Source organism: Neobacillus sp. CF12 (assembly GCF_030348765.1).
Classification (GTDB): domain Bacteria; phylum Bacillota; class Bacilli; order Bacillales; family Cytobacillaceae; genus Neobacillus.
Window position 1 is genome coordinate 2,877,995 of record NZ_JAUCEU010000007.1, and the last position, 17,453, is coordinate 2,895,447.

General features: G+C 37.3%; 18 protein-coding genes and 1 riboswitch. Of the genes, 7 read left to right on the forward strand and 11 right to left on the reverse strand.

Going from position 1 to position 17,453, the window contains the following annotated elements; genetic code table 11:
• Positions 1-171: 171 nt before the first annotated feature.
• Positions 172-1,008 carry a YihY/virulence factor BrkB family protein gene (locus QUG14_RS13600; RefSeq protein ID WP_289341073.1) on the reverse strand — a complete coding sequence of 279 codons (837 nt, stop codon included), beginning with the start codon at positions 1,006-1,008 and terminating at the stop codon, positions 172-174.
• A 30-nt stretch (positions 1,009-1,038) separates the two neighbouring features.
• Positions 1,039-1,422 (reverse strand): YtxH domain-containing protein, encoded by a 384-nt coding sequence (locus QUG14_RS13605; RefSeq protein ID WP_289341075.1) that lies wholly within the window; start codon positions 1,420-1,422, stop codon positions 1,039-1,041.
• Between the two features lie 231 nt (positions 1,423-1,653).
• On the opposite strand from QUG14_RS13605, the gene QUG14_RS13610 reads away from it, so the two are divergent.
• On the forward strand, positions 1,654-1,881 hold the full coding sequence (locus QUG14_RS13610) for a DUF1128 domain-containing protein (protein WP_221828560.1): 228 nt from the start codon (positions 1,654-1,656) through the stop codon (positions 1,879-1,881).
• Positions 1,882-1,906: 25 nt separating this feature from the next.
• Here the strand turns inward: QUG14_RS13610 and map are convergent, their stop codons facing one another.
• Entirely contained in the window at positions 1,907-2,659 is a 753-nt protein-coding gene (gene map / locus QUG14_RS13615) for a type I methionyl aminopeptidase (RefSeq protein WP_289341076.1), read from the reverse strand.
• A gap of 206 nt (positions 2,660-2,865) precedes the next feature.
• Between map and QUG14_RS13620 the strand changes: the two genes are divergently transcribed.
• Entirely contained in the window at positions 2,866-3,192 is a 327-nt protein-coding gene (locus tag QUG14_RS13620; RefSeq protein WP_289341077.1) for a helix-turn-helix domain-containing protein, read from the forward strand.
• 59 nt (positions 3,193-3,251) lie between these two features.
• Here the strand turns inward: QUG14_RS13620 and QUG14_RS13625 are convergent, their stop codons facing one another.
• Entirely contained in the window at positions 3,252-3,401 is a 150-nt protein-coding gene (locus QUG14_RS13625) for an anti-repressor SinI family protein (RefSeq protein ID WP_289341078.1), read from the reverse strand.
• Positions 3,402-3,429: 28 nt separating this feature from the next.
• Positions 3,430-3,522: riboswitch (cyclic di-GMP riboswitch) on the reverse strand.
• A gap of 633 nt (positions 3,523-4,155) precedes the next feature.
• Between QUG14_RS13625 and QUG14_RS13630 the strand changes: the two genes are divergently transcribed.
• A complete protein-coding gene (locus QUG14_RS13630) occupies positions 4,156-4,320 on the forward strand; it encodes a hypothetical protein (protein ID WP_221828553.1) in 165 nt (54 codons plus the stop codon).
• 31 nt (positions 4,321-4,351) lie between these two features.
• On the opposite strand, the gene hutH is transcribed toward QUG14_RS13630, so the two are convergent.
• Together hutH and QUG14_RS13640 are read right to left on the reverse strand one after the other, a co-directional pair.
• Positions 4,352-5,869 (reverse strand): histidine ammonia-lyase, encoded by a 1,518-nt coding sequence (hutH, locus tag QUG14_RS13635; protein ID WP_289341079.1) that lies wholly within the window; start codon positions 5,867-5,869, stop codon positions 4,352-4,354.
• Between the two features lie 322 nt (positions 5,870-6,191).
• Positions 6,192-8,381, reverse strand: coding sequence for a DNA topoisomerase III (locus QUG14_RS13640; RefSeq protein WP_289341080.1), 2,190 nt, complete (start codon positions 8,379-8,381; stop codon positions 6,192-6,194).
• A gap of 210 nt (positions 8,382-8,591) precedes the next feature.
• Here QUG14_RS13640 and QUG14_RS13645 point away from each other — a divergent pair, with 210 nt between their 5' ends.
• The 4 genes from QUG14_RS13645 to QUG14_RS13660 all read left to right on the forward strand — a co-directional run bounded on the left by QUG14_RS13645 (position 8,592) and on the right by QUG14_RS13660 (position 12,604).
• Positions 8,592-9,863: an MDR family MFS transporter gene (locus QUG14_RS13645; protein WP_289341081.1), complete on the forward strand. Its 1,272-nt coding sequence runs from the start codon at positions 8,592-8,594 to the stop codon at positions 9,861-9,863.
• Between the two features lie 359 nt (positions 9,864-10,222).
• The gene (locus QUG14_RS13650) at positions 10,223-11,455 is read left to right on the forward strand and encodes an aminopeptidase (protein ID WP_289341082.1); all 1,233 of its coding nucleotides are present in this window, start codon (positions 10,223-10,225) and stop codon (positions 11,453-11,455) included.
• Positions 11,456-11,528: 73 nt separating this feature from the next.
• The gene (gene mscL / locus QUG14_RS13655; RefSeq protein WP_289341083.1) at positions 11,529-11,903 is read left to right on the forward strand and encodes a large conductance mechanosensitive channel protein MscL; all 375 of its coding nucleotides are present in this window, start codon (positions 11,529-11,531) and stop codon (positions 11,901-11,903) included.
• 65 nt (positions 11,904-11,968) lie between these two features.
• Complete coding sequence (locus QUG14_RS13660) at positions 11,969-12,604, forward strand: Bax inhibitor-1/YccA family protein (protein ID WP_289341084.1); 636 nt, start codon at positions 11,969-11,971, stop codon at positions 12,602-12,604.
• Between the two features lie 37 nt (positions 12,605-12,641).
• Here QUG14_RS13660 and QUG14_RS13665 read toward each other — a convergent pair whose 3' ends face one another.
• The 5 genes from QUG14_RS13665 to liaF form a co-directional block, all read right to left on the reverse strand.
• Positions 12,642-13,160, reverse strand: a complete 519-nt coding sequence (locus QUG14_RS13665) for an RNA polymerase sigma factor (protein WP_289341085.1) — start codon at positions 13,158-13,160, stop codon at positions 12,642-12,644.
• Between the two features lie 92 nt (positions 13,161-13,252).
• Complete coding sequence (locus QUG14_RS13670; protein ID WP_289341086.1) at positions 13,253-14,578, reverse strand: oligosaccharide flippase family protein; 1,326 nt, start codon at positions 14,576-14,578, stop codon at positions 13,253-13,255.
• A gap of 418 nt (positions 14,579-14,996) precedes the next feature.
• On the reverse strand, positions 14,997-15,629 hold the full coding sequence (locus tag QUG14_RS13675) for a response regulator transcription factor (protein WP_289341087.1): 633 nt from the start codon (positions 15,627-15,629) through the stop codon (positions 14,997-14,999).
• Entirely contained in the window at positions 15,622-16,674 is a 1,053-nt protein-coding gene (locus QUG14_RS13680; protein ID WP_289341088.1) for a sensor histidine kinase, read from the reverse strand. The genes QUG14_RS13675 and QUG14_RS13680 overlap by 8 nt, the downstream gene beginning before the upstream one ends.
• Positions 16,671-17,405 carry a cell wall-active antibiotics response protein LiaF gene (gene liaF, locus QUG14_RS13685; protein WP_289341089.1) on the reverse strand — a complete coding sequence of 245 codons (735 nt, stop codon included), beginning with the start codon at positions 17,403-17,405 and terminating at the stop codon, positions 16,671-16,673. The genes QUG14_RS13680 and liaF overlap by 4 nt, the downstream gene beginning before the upstream one ends.
• Positions 17,406-17,453: the final 48 nt, after the last annotated feature.

Sequence of the window (17,453 nt, forward strand, 5' to 3'; positions counted from 1 at the left end):
TCCGTTACTGCCGTTAGCAGAACCTGATGTTTTATTTCCTTTACTGCCTTTACCTTTTTGTTTTGTACCGCCATCTTTTTTGGTTTTCTTCGTCATGATGTACCCCCTATTTAGTACTTGTTCCCCGCTAATATTGTTTGCAAGTCAGCATCATTTCATAAAGGATAAATTTTAACAATTGGTTTTATTTTTTTCACTATAGAACGCGTTAATTTCACCACCGATAATGATAATAAAACCAGATATGTATAACCAAATCAGTAAAACAATGATGGCTCCAATACTTCCATATGTCAGTGAAAAGTTATTAAAATTACTTACGTAGAACGATAAAGCGTAGGATGAAAGGATCCAGCCAACAGTCGCAAAACCGGCTCCTGGAAAAGCACTTCTGCAGCGTAATTTAACATTGGGTGCAATCCAATACAATCCAGTGAAAATTAAAAATAATATAAGGGCACTTACAACGAGTCTTAACATATCCCAAATATGAAGAAATTCCTCTGTAAATCCTAAATAGGAAAAGAGAAGTACTCCAATTTCCCTTCCAAATATAGGAAGTAATACAGCAACAATAAAAACCAAAATCATACCAACAGTCAGCAGGATGGCCATACCTCTAGATACAATAAAAGAACGACTTTCTTTGACATTGTAGGCTTTGTTAAAAGCTCTTACTAGTGCATGAATTCCATTAGATGCAGACCAAATGGTACCAATGACCCCGAATGAAAGCAATCCTCCATTCCGATTATTCATAACATAATTAACATTCTTTTCAATTAACTCCATTGTTTGAGGAGGGGCAAACTCTCTAATACTGCCTAGAATATCATGGTGTGGTATGGGCAGATAGGGCAATAATGTAAAAATAAAGATAAGGAGTGGAAAAAGTGAAAGAAGAAAAAAATAGGCAAGTTGAGCGGATAAACCTGGAATATCATCTTCTTCTATCCGATGCCAGAGCAGTCTAAACAAAGATTTGCGAACATTCACTACCTTCTCCAATTCTCACCTCTCCTTTACAGATACGATTTTCTATTTATTTGCGTTTTCCTCTTCCACGACAACTTCTTTTAATAAATCTTCGATGAGTGCCGAATCTTCATGGTTAGAAAATGCACTTTTTGTATCCTTAACTATTTCTTTTACCTGGGGAGTTAACTCACGGAGTTCGTCCACTTTTCCTGTAATATAAGAAATGTCCTCACTTACTTGCTCAATGGTATTTTTTATTTTCCCAGCCGTTTCTTTAACATTTTCGGTGATTTCTCTAGGATGTTGAACCACATAAGATACTTGGTTATACGCTTTTTTTACATTTACCTTCATTGCTTCTCGGGTTTGCTTATCTAATAAACTAAGCGCTCCCCCTACTGCCGCTCCAAAGAGTAGACCTCTCAAAAAAAAGTTTTTTCCCATTTTTTTAACCTCTCCTTCCAAACTGTTTTTATCATTCATTTCATCACTATGAAAAAAATACCAACTTCCTTATTCTATATTTTGCTTTAAGCATGCAGTCAAATGCAAGAGGCTACAGTTTATTCCTTTTATTCATTACCCATCATTTAGGATTTCAAAACATGTTTAGATTGACTTATTTGAATGAAAATGAAAAGATAAAGTAATAAATCTTAAAAAGAGGTGACGCCGATGAACTTATCAGAAAAGACTACTGAAAATGTAGAGTACATGATTGAACAAATAAAAGAGAAACTAAAAGTATTAAATCTTGGAGCCATTAAACCATCACACTTTGATGAAGAAATGTACGAAGAATTAAAAGAAATATATGAGATGGTTATTAAGAAGCCTTCGTTTAGCCCCAATGAGATGCAAGCATTGGTGGAAGAACTAGGAAATCTACGCAAAAATAAGTAAAACAGATCTCGTGAAGATCTGTTTTTTATTTTTCCTGTTCAGTTAAAATGATAGGCCCCGCTTTGGTAATAGCAATGGTATGTTCATATTGAGCAGAATATTTGCCATCAATCGTCCGTGCTGTCCATCCATTACTATCCATTTTTGTTTGATACATGCCGACGTTGACCATAGGCTCAATGGTAAACACCATTCCTTCCTTAATTCTTGGTCCCTTTCCAGGTAACCCGTAATGTGGCACATCCGGTTTTTCATGGATAACGGCACCAATTCCATGCCCAATAAAATCTCGGACAACTGAAAAGCCCTGACCCTCTACATACGTTTGGATGGCATGGCCGATATCACCGATTCTATTACCGTTGACTGCCTGTTCAATCCCTTTATAGAGTGCTTCCTTTGTTACCCTTAATAATGTTTGCGTTTCTTTCGATACATTCCCAACTGCATAGGACCAAGCAGAATCAGCTAATCCACCATTGTAATTGACAACCATATCGATGGTGACAATATCACCTTCCTTCAATGGTTCCTTTCTTGGAAATCCATGGCATATTTCATCATTTATGCTGGCACAAGTTGCATATTGATAGCCTTTATACCCTTTTTGCTGAGGGATTGCTTTGTGTTTACTTAAGTATTCATCGACAAATTGATCAATCTCCCAGGTAGTTATACCAGGCTTTATTAATTTTGCAATTTCTTTATGGCATGATGAAAGGATTTCTCCTGCTTTTTTCATCGCTTCGATTTCCCGCTGTGATTTAAGAACAATCATAACTCCCCAACCTTTATTATTATTTTTATGTATTATTACAGAAATTTAAAACACACTTTAATATTATCGTTATCAAACCATAATTTCAAAAAATATTCGATTAGAGGTGAATTTTTTACCCTAATAAGGTGTTCTTTATATGGAACTTTTTCAACTTTTTTGATAAAATTATTATAGCTATAATAAATATTAGGTGAGTGAGCCAAATGATAGGTGAGCGTGTTAAAAAACTTCGTTTAGAAAAAAAAATGTCTTTATCAGAACTTGCTGAGCAAGCAGGAGTTGCTAAATCATATTTGAGCTCTCTGGAAAGAAACTTGCAAACTAACCCATCTATTCAGTTTCTTGAAAAGATTTCTTCTGTATTAAACGTTCCTGTTGATCATCTAATAAATGAGCAAATTAATAAAGAAGAATTAGACAGTGATTGGATGAACATTGTAAAAGAAGCAATGGATTCTGGTGTCTCGAAAGAACAATTTCGTGATTTTATTGAATTCAATAAGTGGCGAATCAAACAAAGTAATGATTAACACTAAAAAACAAAGCATACTACGATAGTGTTTGTAGTATGCTTTGTTTTTTATGTATCTTAGCGATTCTTAACTAGTACTTCTCTAACCTCATTCTGATGGAGAAAATCAAGGATTGTTTCCTTCGAAAGACCCAGTTCCTTTGCTTCTTTAATAAGAGCCAGCCATTCCGCGTCCATTCCATTTAGCATGCTATCAGTGATTACCATTTCATTCACCCCTAAAATACCTTGTATTCCAGGTAGCCCGGCCATCATAGTAAGAAACCCTACCTACCTTAGATCCTCGGCTTTGCGTCCCTATTTTTCAATAGGTTTGCCTTTTTCTGTAACTTTTAGCCTATAAATAGTGAGTATTCAGTATATTCAATAGGTAAGGTCTCAGTCGTCGTAATTCGTAATTCCTAATTCCTACGTTCATTATATATAGTACTTTCTTAGTAGCGTGTTGTTTTTTGTCAAACATATTAATAATTCGAACCTTTTTTTTACACAAATTCTACCAAATTTCTACATTTTACTCTTAGCATACTATCGAATTTATCTATAACATACACTTCTTATGGAAGTTTATTGGAAAATCAGAGTGTTTATAGTCGAAATTTACTATTTTTCCCAAGGGAAAGATTTTGTAAAAAGGTATATAAAATCAATAAAAATTTTATGAAATTTGTCTAATTTGTGACAATTGACATATTGCATTAACAACATTAAAATATACTAAATATTATTAATATTCAAATAATGGTGGTGAATTCAGCCGATGACAGCCATTCATGTGTTGAACTATGCTATCCCCGTTGCCTTTATGGTGTTTTTTGGTTTCCTTATTGATCGCATGTGCACCCCTGCAAAGTCAGAGGAAAAAATTAACGAAGAGTAAGTATTCACCTCTCTACGTCCCTTACTTATAAAATTACATCGTTTGGGAATGATACAATCGTAGACGAAAGGAGTGTTCAATTTGGCACGTGGAGAACATTTTAATCACAAAAAGAAGGGTCATCCTGGAAATTTACCGAAGGATAATCAAGTTGTAAAGCATTCAAAGGATGCTATCGGGGATGAAGAGTTCCTTGTAGTTAGAGAAGCGTTTAAGAATAGAGTAGAAACCGAAGAAATAGAATAATGAAAGGCGTGATGTTTCACGCCTTTTTTGTTTACTTCACATTATCAAATTGCTGAATGAGTTGCTTTAAATCCAATTCTTTTAGTCCTACGGCTGCCTTCTCGATATCCTTCGAAAAGATCCGATCCTTTATTATGGAAGGAACGAATTCTCTTCCTTTCACATACATCCGTTTGGTCTGGGTGGCCATTTTCTCTACGCCGCGTATTTCAACTGCCTGCATCGCACAAATTAGTTCAATCGCCAGAACTCTTCTAGCATTCTGAATGATTTGATAGGCATGCCTTGAGGCAATCGTTCCCATACTCACATGATCTTCCTGATTCGCAGATGAGGGTATGGAATCGACGCTTGCTGGGTGGGCAAGTGTTTTATTTTCTGATACTAATGACGCAGCTGCATATTGCATAATCATAGCACCTGATTGTAACCCGGGTTCAGGACTCAAGAAAGGCGGCAGATCGCTCAATTGTGGATTTACTAAACGCTCGATTCGTCTTTCGGAAATATTCGCAAGTTCCGCGACCGCGATTTTCATAAAATCCATTGCAAAAGCAATCGGCTGACCATGAAAATTCCCACCAGAAATAACTTTTTCACCATCATTAAAAATTAATGGATTATCTGTCGCAGCATTCATTTCAATTTCTAATTTCTCTTTCACATAGTCAAGTACCTGCCACGAAGCACCATGAACCTGTGGAATACACCTTAACGAATAGGCATCCTGAACACGGTATTCTCCTTGAACGGTAGTTAATAAACTATCACTTAGGTACCTGCGAATTCTCGCGGCTGTATCAATCTGCTGCTGATATCCCCTTGCGATATGGACTTCCTCGGCAAACGCATCAATAATTCCGTTTAACCCTTCCATTGTCATTGCCGCAATAAGCTCACTTTCATATGCCAGCTGTTCTGCTTCTAGATAGCCAACAATTCCCATTGCTGTCATCGCCTGTGTTCCATTTATTAATGCAAGACCCTCTTTTGCCTCTAGAGTTATCGGTAGGATACCTTCCATTTGCAGCGCTCGATTTGATTCCATCCGATTTCCTTTGTAAAAAACTTCCCCTTCCCCAATCAGCACTAAGGCTAAATGGGAGAGAGGCGCCAAATCTCCACTTGCTCCTAATGAACCCTGCTGTGGAATCACCGGGATGATTTCTTTATTTACTAGTTCTACTAGTTTCTCGATAACAATTGGTCTGACACCTGAATATCCTTTTAAAAGTGCATTTGCACGTAAAAGAACCATGGCTTTCGAAACCAACTCCGGAAATGGTTCCCCGATTCCACATGCATGAGAGCGAATTAAATTAAGCTGTAAATCTCTAACGTGTTCTTTATCGATTAATACATCACTGAACTTTCCAAATCCTGTGTTGATCCCATAGACTACTCTGTGTTCAGAAACGATTTTCTCAACCGCTTCACGGCTCTTTTTTACAAGATCCATGCTACTATCAGAGGCAAATACTTTTCCTTTTCGGTATAGTACCTCTTTCATTTGTTCCAATGTTAAACTTTGACCTGTTAGCATAATCATATTTCTCACCTCTACCACTTTAATTGAATAAAGAAAGAGGCTGGATTCCATATCAGATTAGATTTGGAGTCCAGCCTCTTTTATAAACATTTGTTCATGTAATTTTGTTAGTGAATGCCTCATCGATTATCATTCCATTCAAAAATTATTATTTCAATAATTATTGTATGTGATTAAAAGCTTGATTGTCAATAGAATTGTCAGAATTTTAGTACAATATCACTTTAGCACAATAATAAAGAAAAGTAAAAGCGCCTAAGAAAAAAACAGTTCATTTTTTCCTAGGCGCTGCAGTTAGACTATAAAATTTACCAGAAAAACTTTATTTTAGATTTAACTTCTTTAAAGCATCTGCCAAAGCTGTGTTTAGTGGCTCTTCTTCCTTGTTTTGGTTATTCAAATACTTTTGCACGGTACGTTTATCTACTTTACCACCAGATTCTTTTTTGCGGCGTGCTTCAAACGCAGATAATTTTTCACGATATCCGCATTTACATGCAAAGACTTGGCCTTCTCCTTCACCGCGAAGTTCAAGTTTTTTACGGCATTGCGGGCAGCGGGCATTTGTAACTCGCGAAACATTTTTTCGATGTCCACATTCACGGTCTTGGCATACAAGCATTTTACCCTTTTTCCCATTTACCTCAAGCATTGGTTTTCCACAGTCCGGACAATTTTTTGTTGAGATATTGTCGTGCTTATACTTTTTATTACTTGTTTTAATTTCAGCAACAATTTCTTTTGTATATTTTTTCATTTCACTGATAAAGACTTCCTTTTTCAACTTCCCATGGGCAATTTGATCAAGCTTCTGCTCCCATTCAGCAGTCAATGTAGGAGATTTTAGTTCCTCAGGAACCAAATCTAACAATTGGCGCCCTTTAGAAGTAAGGTGAATGTCTTTTCCGCGCTTTTCAAGTAAAAATGAATTGAACAGCTTTTCAATAATATCAGCCCGTGTCGCCACAGTACCTAATCCACCAGTAGATTTTAATGTTTCTGCAAGCTCTTTATTATTTGTTTCCATATACTTCACTGGGTTTTCCATTGCCGACAGTAATGTTGCCTCATTAAAGCGGGCAGGCGGGGTGGTTTGACCAGATGTTTGAGCAATCAGTTTCACGTTTAGGGTAATGCCTTTTTCGATGCGAGGTAAGATTTGTTCCTTTAGGTCGTCAGCTGTTTCCTCGTCTTCAAAGCTATTCTCGTATACCTCTTTCCATCCACTCGATAAAATCGTTTTTCCCCTTGCAACAAAGTTCTCCTCACCGATTTTTGCACGAAGAGTTAATTGCTCATACTCAAATGCCGGGAATAGCACGGCTAAGAACCGTTTTACCACCAAGTCATAAATTTTCCGCTCTTTATCTGTAAAGGCTGAGAAGTTTACATACCCTTCTGTTGGAATAATCGCATGGTGATCTGAAACTTTGCTGTCATCTACAAATGCTTTTGATACTTTTATCGGTTTGCTTAAGATCTTATTGGTTAACGGACGGTACTCACCTACGCCACATGCTCTCAAGCGTTCTGGAAGCGTTCCTACAATATCTGATGAAAGGTAACGAGAGTCTGTACGAGGATAAGTTAAGACTTTATGCTGCTCGTAGAGCTTTTGCATAATATTTAACGTTTCCTTTGCAGAATAACCAAAGATCTTGTTCGCATCGCGCTGTAATTCGGTTAAATCATAAAGCCCAGGAGAAAAAGATTTCTTCTGCTTTTTCTCAATTTCTTTTACAATAGCGTTTTGTTTGCCAAGTTTTTTCACAACACCGTCGACTTTCTCTTTATCAAAGCTTCGGCTATTTCCTTTTGCATCCTGCCAAGTCAATTTTAAATTATCTGAAGTTTGTGCTTCGATTCCGTAATACGTTTGAGATTTAAAGTTTTTTATTTCATCCTCCCGAGCTGCAATGATTGCTACCGTTGGAGTTTGAACCCGGCCGCAGTTTAGCTGGGCATTAAAACGGGTTGTTAATGCACGGGTTGCATTCAGACCTATATACCAATCTGCTTCTGACCGCGCAACAGCAGATGCATATAAATTTTCATACGCTTTTCCCGGCTTCAGGTTGGCAAAGCCGTCTTTAATTGCTTTATCGGTAACGGAAGATATCCATAAGCGTTTTGTAGGTTTATTAACCTTTGCCTTAACAAGTATCCATCTTGCAACTAATTCCCCTTCACGACCACTATCTGTTGCAATAACAATCTCCCCAACATCCGTGCGTTGTAATTGGCTTTTTACAGCATGAAACTGCTTACTACTTTGCTTAATAACCACAAGCTTTAGCTCATTAGGTAACATCGGCAAATCTTCTATTTTCCAGGATTTATATTTATCGTCATACACCTCTGGATCTGCAAGGGTAACTAAATGTCCTAGTGCCCATGTAATAATATACTTATCACCTTCTAAAAAACCGTTTCCTTTTTTATTACAATTCAGAACTCGTGCTATATCTCGTGCAACAGAGGGTTTTTCAGCTATAACTACACTTTTTTTCATTTATTAACATCCTTTCAGTAAACCATTAAATAATAATATAGCATATTATAACTTGGTTGACTTAAATAGCATTACGAAAAACAAACTTTGAAAGGTCAGGACTAAACACCGGATATCTACATTCACTGACCTATCTTTTTTCTTGTAATTTTCTATTTGAGGATAGTATGATGTAAAGGCTATCATACATATTGGATCTGGAGGTACTTCATGAGGATTAGAGATTGGGATCCGAATTTAAAGGTTCGCTTATTTAGTGAAGCCATGATGAACATTACCTTTTGGATGTTCTTTCCGTTTTTGACAATCTATTTCGCAGACGAATTCGGAAAAAGCAAAGCTGGTTTATTATTGGTATTTTCACAGATTTTTTCAGTTATTGCCAACTTAATGGGTGGATACTGTGCTGACCGTTTTGGGAGGAAACGAATGATGGTCCTCTCAGCTATTGGACAAGGACTTTCTTTCCTTGCTTTTGCTTTCGCTAGTTCCCCCTGGCTTCAGTCACCTTGGATGGGATTTATTGCTTTTGCAATTGCTGGCGTTTTCGGTTCGTTTTATTGGCCTGCTAGTCAAGCAATGGTGGCAGATGTTGTCGAGGAAAAAGATAGAAGCAGTGTATTTGCCATATTCTACACTTCCATTAATATCGCCGTGGTAATTGGTCCTATTTTAGGGGCTATTTTTTATCTGAACTATCGTTTTGAAACATTACTCTTTGCTGGTATTGTTTGTATTTTACTTGGTTTAATATTAGCAAAATGGACTAGAGAAACAGCACCTATACAAAAAGTCGATCCCTTGGAAGCTGATCGTAAATGGTACTATTTCATACAAAATCAATTGAAGGACTACACATTAATCATAAAAGATAAAACCTTTCTTCTATTTATCATTGCAGGTGTCTTAGCAGGGCAAACGTTTATGCAATTGGATTTATTATTTCCTGTTTATATGAAAGATGTGATTGATCTTCAAACTCTGTTTTCAATTGGGGATTGGTCATTTACCGTTAAAGGTGAGCAAGCGTTTGGAATTGTGCTCGCAGAGAATGGCTTCCTTGTTGCATTACTAACGGTTGTGATTACGAAATGGATGAGTAGATATAAAGAACGAAATGTATTTGTGTTTTCCTCTGTCATATATGCAATCTCTATTGTACTTTTTAGTCAGACTCATTGGATTTGGGGATTTATCATCGCGATGGCTGTCTTTACCTTTGCAGAACTAATGGGGGCTGGAATTCAACAAAGCTTTGTTTCGAAACTTGCACCTGAGCATATGCGAGGACAATATTTTGCTGCTGCCAGCCTGCGATTCACAATCAGTCGGACAATCGCTCCATTATCAATCCCATTGACTGTTTTGATCGGATATGAATGGACATTTTTTGTTCTTTGTCTTCTTGCCCTTGCAAGTGCAGGTTTGTATTGGCTTATGTTTTATTCCTTTGAAAAGAAAACAGCATTGGATCCTAGCTAGGGTCCTTTTTTTCTTTCAAAAAAATGTCAATAAATTGTACTAAATTGTTCACATTTTGGTACTTTACTATTATAATTAAGTTGTAATTGTTTTCTAATATAAGGATGGTGGTATTAATGGAATTGTCCCAATTTATGTCCCCCACTTCATGGTCCGGTATTATAACATTTTTAGTCATTTTTTCTGCGGGTGTTTATTTTAATATAAAAGTATATGGCAGCAAATTAGAGTAGAGAGTCACATCCCTGCTTATTTTTTTGCCTATTTAGGGCTCACTGCCTTTTTACTGTTATCAGTTTCTTTTTTACATTAAAAAGGCTAAAATAAATAAGGAAGATTCTGAAAAAGGAGACTAAAAAATGAATGATTTTCAAAAAAATCTTGAAAAATATGCTGAGTTAGCCGTTAAGGTTGGTGTTAATATTCAAAAGGGTCAAACTTTGGTAGTTAATACGACCATAGATGCAGTAGAATTTGTCCGACTAGTTGTGAAAAGTGCCTATGAAGTTGGTGCAGATAACGTTATCGTTAACTGGACTGACGATGTGGTATCTAGAACAAAATACGATTTAGCTCCAGATGATGCCTTTACTACATACCCTGTTTGGCGTGCAAAAGAAATGGAAGATTTAGTTGATCAAGGTGCTGCATTTATGGCAATTGTTTCCTCCAGCCCTGATTTATTAAAAGGGGTAAATCCTGAACGCATTTCCAACTTCCAAAAAGCTGCTGGCACAGCGTTGGCTAAATACCGTCAAGCCGCACAGTCTGATAAAATTAGCTGGACTGTTATTGCTGCTCCTTCCCCTGCTTGGGCTGCGAAGGTTTTCCCTGACGCACCAAGCGCTCAACAAGTTTCATTACTTTGGGACGCTATCTTTAAAGCAGTTCGTGTTAATACAGATAATCCAGTGGAAGCATGGAAAAAGCATGATGAAACCTTGCATGAAAAGGTAAGCTACTTAAATGAAAAACGCTATCAAAAACTTCACTATACAGCACCAGGAACGGACTTAACCATTGAACTCCCGCATAACCATATTTGGGTTGGAGCTGGCAGTGTAAATGAAAATGGTTTTGAATTCATGGCTAATATGCCAACGGAAGAAGTCTTCACTGTTCCTCATCGTGAAGGTGTTAATGGGACAGTCGCTAGTACAAAGCCATTAAGCTACGGCGGAAACATTATTGACAATTTCTCTGTTACGTTTGAAAACGGAAGAATCGTCGACTATAAAGCGGCAGAAGGAGAAGAGTTCCTAAAGCGCTTAGTTGAAACGGATGAAGGCTCACATTATCTTGGTGAAGTAGCTCTAGTTCCTTTCAATTCACCAATTTCGCAATCTAACGTTCTATTCTATAATACTTTGTTTGATGAAAATGCTTCAAACCACTTAGCAATCGGAAGCGCTTACGCATTCTGTATTGAAGGCGGAAAGAAAATGTCCCCAGAAGAACTAAAAGAAAATGGTCTCAACGATAGTATTACTCATGTTGATTTCATGATCGGCTCGGATGAAATGGATATTGACGGCATAACTGCTGATGGAAAAACAGAACCAGTATTTAGAAAAGGTAATTGGGCTTTTTAAATAGTATAATGAATGGAGCAGCCTTATTGAGAGGCTGCTCTTTACTAATTATGAAAATTCGGAGGTTATTATTTTGTTAAATGAATTTAAGAAGTTTGCTATGAGAGGAAATGTAATAGATCTTGCTGTCGGGGTAATCATAGGTGGCGCATTTGGGAAAATTGTAACTTCCCTTGTGAATGATATCATTATGCCAATCATTGCCATGCTAGTTGGAAGGGTTAGTGTTGCTGAGATGGCATTTGGCTCAGTAAGATATGGGGTATTTCTCCAGTCGATCATTGATTTCTTAATCATTGCATTTTCAATATTTTTATTCATAAGATTCATTTCCCGTTTCAAAAAGAAAGAGGAAGAAGTGAAAGTGGTAGTTGAAATAGATAAGAAAGAAGAACTTTTAGCTGAAATCAGAGATTTATTAAAAACAGAAAAAGATTTTTCTAGATAAATGAAACATCTTGACCATTTCTACGTATATTCTAACTATAAATATTCTTCTTGAGGTGAATAAAATTGTATACACAAACATCTACTGAATTTTTACCTTCTGTTATTAGGACGTTTGCTCTTTCACTGGCCATTGCCTTTGTTGGAACCATGGCAGGTACATTTGTACCACCTGCATTATTTTTACCATTAGCAATACTAGAATTTGTTTTACTGATGATTGCACTTTTCTTTAGACGTAGGAAAGCTATTTCTTATACGTTCCTGTATGTCTTCACATTTATTTCAGGGATTACCTTATATCCAATTGTATCGTATTATGCAATGACTGCGGGAGCAAATGTGGTCATGATGGCTTTCGCGAGCACCACTGTCGTATTTACGGGTGTAGCAATATATGCTACTAAATCAAAACGTAATTTCTCCTTTTTAGGAGGATTCCTACTTGCAGCCCTACTCGCATTAGTCGCAATCTCGATTTGGCACATTTTCATGCCGTTAAGTTCTACAGCTATGTTAGCCTTCTCCTTCATCGGAGTTTTAGTTTTTAGTGGTTATGTATTATTTGATTTCAATCGTATGAAGCATTATGGTGTAAGTGCTGAAGAGGTTCCATTAATGGCGTTAAACCTATATTTAGACTTTATTAACTTGTTCATAAGTATTTTACGAATCTTTGGTATTCTTTCATCCAAAGACTAATATTAGAAGCCGGGAATCATTCTTTCCCGGCTTTTTGTTATGCAAAAGATTGGAGCTTTGGTTTAAGGTGCTCCTTTCCCCTTTTCATTCTTGTTTTCACTGTAGAAATGGGGATGTTCTTTCTTTTTGATATCTCAATTAAAGTAAGATCTTTAAAGTAATATAAAATGATTGCAGATTGGTATATTTCTGGTAACGTCATGACACTTTGAGTCATTTTTTCTAGCGAATATTTATGGAGAACTTCTTCTTCTGGTAGAGGAGGTTCTTCTACAGATGAAGTATAGGAGTAAACTTCTTCTCTCCAAAACTGTTTTCTTTTGTTTTCTTTTCGCCAATAATCCCGACACTTATTCCTCGCTATCGTAAACAACCAGCCTTTTAATCTGGCGGGTTCTTTAATGGTATGAACAGCCAAATAGGCAGATACCAGAACCTCCTGATATAAGTCCTCTGTAAGTTCTTTTTGGCTGACTAAAGAAAAAATATAGTTAAAAATGGCTTTCCCATGTTCTTTCACTATTTCTTCAAATGAATCCGGTATTCTATCCCGCATGTGTTTCGAACCTTCTTTCCTTTTAACACTTCTTATACTAATAGACGGAATAGTAATTACTAACCCCTACAGTTGACATCTATTTTTCTTCGTTATTTTTCTTCAATGAGCCCCTTCATAAAAATAGAGACACCGATTTTTTTACAGATGCTTAAATAATGCATGAGCGCTAATAAAACGGATCCGGTGTTCATGGAGATAATCACACCTTCCATCCTCCATTCAGGACGTGCCGCAAGGAAAATGATAATAGCAAAGGACACGATTGTGGACCAAATGGCATGAATAAAGGTTTCCTTTATGAGACCTAAACCTATTAAAAATGCTTGCATCGGCATAACAAAGAAGTGGAACAAAAAGAATGGCCATAACATTTGTAAATAAACAGCGGCAATTGATGATTCAAAGAAAATGGACGTAAGCTGCGGTGCAAAAATATAGAAAACGACCACTGCTGGTACCCCATAAAGAAAGGTAAGCATCATTACCTGCGAAAGCATTTTTTGAAGTGTTGAGTAATCTCTATTGGAATATGTTTTTGAGACAGCAGGTATTAAGACTGTCATTAAGGAATGGGCAATAAACGCTGGAAAAAACCCAATTGAAACGGCAACCCCCATTAGCATGCCAAAATGTTCCGTAGCAATCGTTTCTGATAGTCCAGACCGAACGAGCGCTGCCTTAATTAAAAAGGGTTGGATCGCACCTGTCAGTGCGGAGAATAATCGCAATCCTGTTGTTGGTACCGAGACGGCCATTAAATTTTTTCGGACTGCCTTACGATTTAAATTGGAAAAGGGCATTCGTTTTAGCTGCTGAAATTGAATGATTAATGTGTAGCATAAGTATAGAAACACGGCAATTTCACTGCCGATAAAAGAGGCAATCGCAATTAATACAGCGGCTTCTGAGTCAAATTGAAAGAAACGAAATAAAACAAACAATAATACGAGTTGGACAGATTTCCTTAAGAAATTGGCAATGGCGATTTTTCCCATCTGGTGCCTGCCCATAAAATAACCTCTTGCTACAGAGGTAAAGGATATAACGGGGACTAACAGGATAATAAGCCAACGTGTATAGGGGTGGTATCCATTGAATACAGATATAAACGGAATTAGAGCCATCGCAACCACTAATAGGATACAAGTAAAAATAATCGTGATTGTAATAGCATGATAAAGGATATTTCGATGGAACTTTTCCTCTTTTTCAGCAACAAATTTTGAAATTGACACCGGCAATTCAAAGCTTGATAACAGAACGAGTAAATAAATGGATGGGAGTATTGACATGTATAAACCCAGCCCATGCTTGCCCAATTCTTTCGCAAGTATTAAATTAACTAAAAATTCAACGCCTTCTCCTAGAAAAGCTGAGAGGGCTAAAAATAATATTCCTTTGTAAAAGATAGCCATTCGAAAACTCCCCTTTAAAACAATCTCACTTTTATAAACCTATGAGACAAGTTCTAAGATTAGTAGGGAAATTTTTCGCGGCTGTGTAAAATTAAAGGCGAATGTTGGTTTGCGCTCCACTAAGGAAGGCTTCTTAGAATAATCACCGCAGGGACAGGCGTTCTTTGCCTGTCACGAGGCACTTCGCTTTCCGCAGGCGTTGCGGGAAGCCTCCTCGGCGCTAAGAGATAAGCGGGGTCTCCCCTGCTCCGTACTCCTGCAGGACATTGAATTACTTACTTCCCCGAATTTGCCCACGCACGAAGAAAATGCGATAGCATTTTCGAGAGTCTTCGTGCCTTCCGCTCCAATCAACATTCAATAATGTATTAGTAACACAGCCCATCAAAAAAAGGACATCTTCAGTCCTTTTTCAGTTTTATTTTATTAATGCATGTTTGAATGCATAGATGACTGCCTGGGTTCGGTCTTGTACGTTTAGTTTGCTTAGTATATTGCTTACATGGGTTTTGACTGTTTTTAAGGCGATATATAGATCATCCGCTATGTCTTGATTTGTTTTTCCTTCTGCCATTAACATTAAAATTTCCATTTCGCGGGTGGTAAGTTCTTCATGTGGTAATTGTTGATGTTTCTGGCGCATTTTAACCATCATTTTGCCTGTGACCTCAGGCTCAAGCACCGACTGGCCATGGTATGTAGCGCGGACAGCATTCGCAATTTCATCAGCTTTTGAAGTTTTTAACATATAGCTGGTAGCACCTGCTTCTAGTGCAGGGTAAACCTTTTCATCATCTAAAAAGCTGGTGACAATGATTACTTTAGCTTCTGGCCATTTTTCAATAATTTGCTTGGTAGCTTCAATCCCGTCCATTTCTTTCATCACTAAATCCATTAATATAATATCGGGCCGAAGCTCAAGTGCCAGTTCCACACCTTTTTTTCCATCAGCAGCCTCTCCGACAACCTCAATATCTGGCTGTGCTGATAAATAAGCAGAAACTCCAATTCTCACCATCTCATGATCATCGACAAAAACTACTCTAATCATTTTCACCATCTCCATTTATCATAACAGGTACCTTTACTTCAAGCCTTGTACCCTTACTCTGTACACTAATCACTTTTAACGTGCCACCAACCTCAAGCGCCCGCTCATGCATATTCTGCATGCCATAGGAGCCAGCCTTCATGTTATCGACTTCAAAGCCAACTCCATCATCAACAATTCTTAATATGACAATTTCATCCCGCTTTATCAATAAAACTTCAAGTTTATTCGCCTTTGAATGGCGAAGCGTGTTTGATACCGATTCTTGGAGGATGCGGAAAAGATGGTCTTCTATCCCCTTATCAAGTGGAAACGCTTCTACCTTCCATTTAATTTCCATTGTTACCTTCTGTGATAATTCGATTAATAACTCTTCAATTCCTTCTTGGAGAGTTTTATTTTTTAAGGCAACTGGACGCAAATGAAGAAGCAGGGCACGCATTTCAAGTTGTGATTGATGAATCATCTCTTCAACCATTTTCAACTGTTTCGCTTCCCTATCTTCCTCATTCGTACTTTGTTTTGTTGTATTGATGGCAGACATCATCATGGATGCCGCAAATAATTGCTGACTGACTGAATCATGTAACTCACGGGCAAGACGGTTTCGTTCCTGTTCAATAATTTCTTGTATTCTTGCTTCTTGGTCTTCAACTTTTTCTGTAGCCAATCGTTGTGAAAGCTTGGCTTGTTCAGAAATTTGCCTGCCGATCTTATCAATTTGATCCGCAATCCCTTGCATTTCTGGTATTGATTGCTTTTCATTTAATCCAATTTGTTTTCCTTGCTCTAACTGATGTAAGGAATGTTCAACCGACTGAAACTGTCTTCTCCAAAATATACCTGTAACAATGCCCAAAAGAATCCCAATCGCAATACTAAATGATGGTATAAAAATAACAAAGGGGATATCCATAAAATGCCGATTCCATAATTCGGACCAATCTGAAATTGGAAAAACAATGATAAAGGCACCCGCCACAACAAGAGCAATGATGATTGAAAACCCGATATTCCAAATAATCTGCCTTTGGATGGTGCTCATATCCGGCTCACCTCTAAATTCCCTACCAACAAGGATGTAAAGATTTTTACCTTTTGCTCTGCCTGATCATAATCTGCCGTTTTAAGATGGAATGCTTGGTTAAAAACCTGTGATTGAAAATTTTCAAAAACAGTTGTCGAACCAATAACACAGGAGTGGTGAACACTTACCTCAATCTCATAAGGGACCTGGATCTGGATATTTCCAATCACATTGCGAATAAAGATGATCGTTTCACCCTTAGGTAATACCGTATAACTTAGGTCAATTATGGTATCACCAATTCCAGATTGGATATTAATGTCGTTCCATTCATACACACTGCTAGGTGTCTTTTGCTGTCCGAAAAATATATTTTCAAAGAGCGGTTTGGTCTTAACCAGCGTCTCTTCCTGTTGAACCTGTTCTGATTCTTTTATATCTAGTGTTATCTTATTGGGATTCTTTTTTGAGTTAGAATATTGAATAATAAAGTGCAAAAGTATCGCCAGCAACAAAAACTTAAAGGTCATCATACTAAACACACTGATTAAAAGAAAAATAATTCCTGCCAGGAAAAAAACTTTCCCACTCTTTTTCCCTGTTTTTCTTCTGCCTAGATAGATCAGTCCGCCAGAAAATACAAGGGAGAAGATAAGACCACTGTTGAAAAATAGAATTTCTAGCAGTAGAACGACAACCCCAATGATGACTAGCCATCCTGTATAATCATTCTTTGCATTTTTTAACATCTGGCTACCTCCCTTTCTATTTTCTGTTTAAATTGTAGGCCAAAAGGT

Coding starts and splice junctions, on each gene's coding strand:
- QUG14_RS13640 (WP_289341080.1), bottom strand. CDS start 8,381: ATGAAAAAAAGTGTAGTTATAGCTGAAAAACCCTCTGTTGCACGAGAT.
- QUG14_RS13620 (WP_289341077.1), top strand. CDS start 2,866: ATGATAGGTGAGCGTGTTAAAAAACTTCGTTTAGAAAAAAAAATGTCT.
- liaF (WP_289341089.1), bottom strand. CDS start 17,405: ATGTTAAAAAATGCAAAGAATGATTATACAGGATGGCTAGTCATCATT.
- QUG14_RS13610 (WP_221828560.1), top strand. CDS start 1,654: ATGAACTTATCAGAAAAGACTACTGAAAATGTAGAGTACATGATTGAA.
- QUG14_RS13645 (WP_289341081.1), top strand. CDS start 8,592: ATGAGGATTAGAGATTGGGATCCGAATTTAAAGGTTCGCTTATTTAGT.
- QUG14_RS13680 (WP_289341088.1), bottom strand. CDS start 16,674: ATGAGCACCATCCAAAGGCAGATTATTTGGAATATCGGGTTTTCAATC.
- QUG14_RS13625 (WP_289341078.1), bottom strand. CDS start 3,401: ATGGTAATCACTGATAGCATGCTAAATGGAATGGACGCGGAATGGCTG.
- QUG14_RS13605 (WP_289341075.1), bottom strand. CDS start 1,422: ATGGGAAAAAACTTTTTTTTGAGAGGTCTACTCTTTGGAGCGGCAGTA.
- map (WP_289341076.1), bottom strand. CDS start 2,659: ATGATTGTTCTTAAATCACAGCGGGAAATCGAAGCGATGAAAAAAGCA.
- QUG14_RS13665 (WP_289341085.1), bottom strand. CDS start 13,160: ATGCGGGATAGAATACCGGATTCATTTGAAGAAATAGTGAAAGAACAT.
- hutH (WP_289341079.1), bottom strand. CDS start 5,869: ATGATTATGCTAACAGGTCAAAGTTTAACATTGGAACAAATGAAAGAG.
- QUG14_RS13675 (WP_289341087.1), bottom strand. CDS start 15,629: ATGATTAGAGTAGTTTTTGTCGATGATCATGAGATGGTGAGAATTGGA.
- QUG14_RS13650 (WP_289341082.1), top strand. CDS start 10,223: ATGAATGATTTTCAAAAAAATCTTGAAAAATATGCTGAGTTAGCCGTT.
- QUG14_RS13670 (WP_289341086.1), bottom strand. CDS start 14,578: ATGGCTATCTTTTACAAAGGAATATTATTTTTAGCCCTCTCAGCTTTT.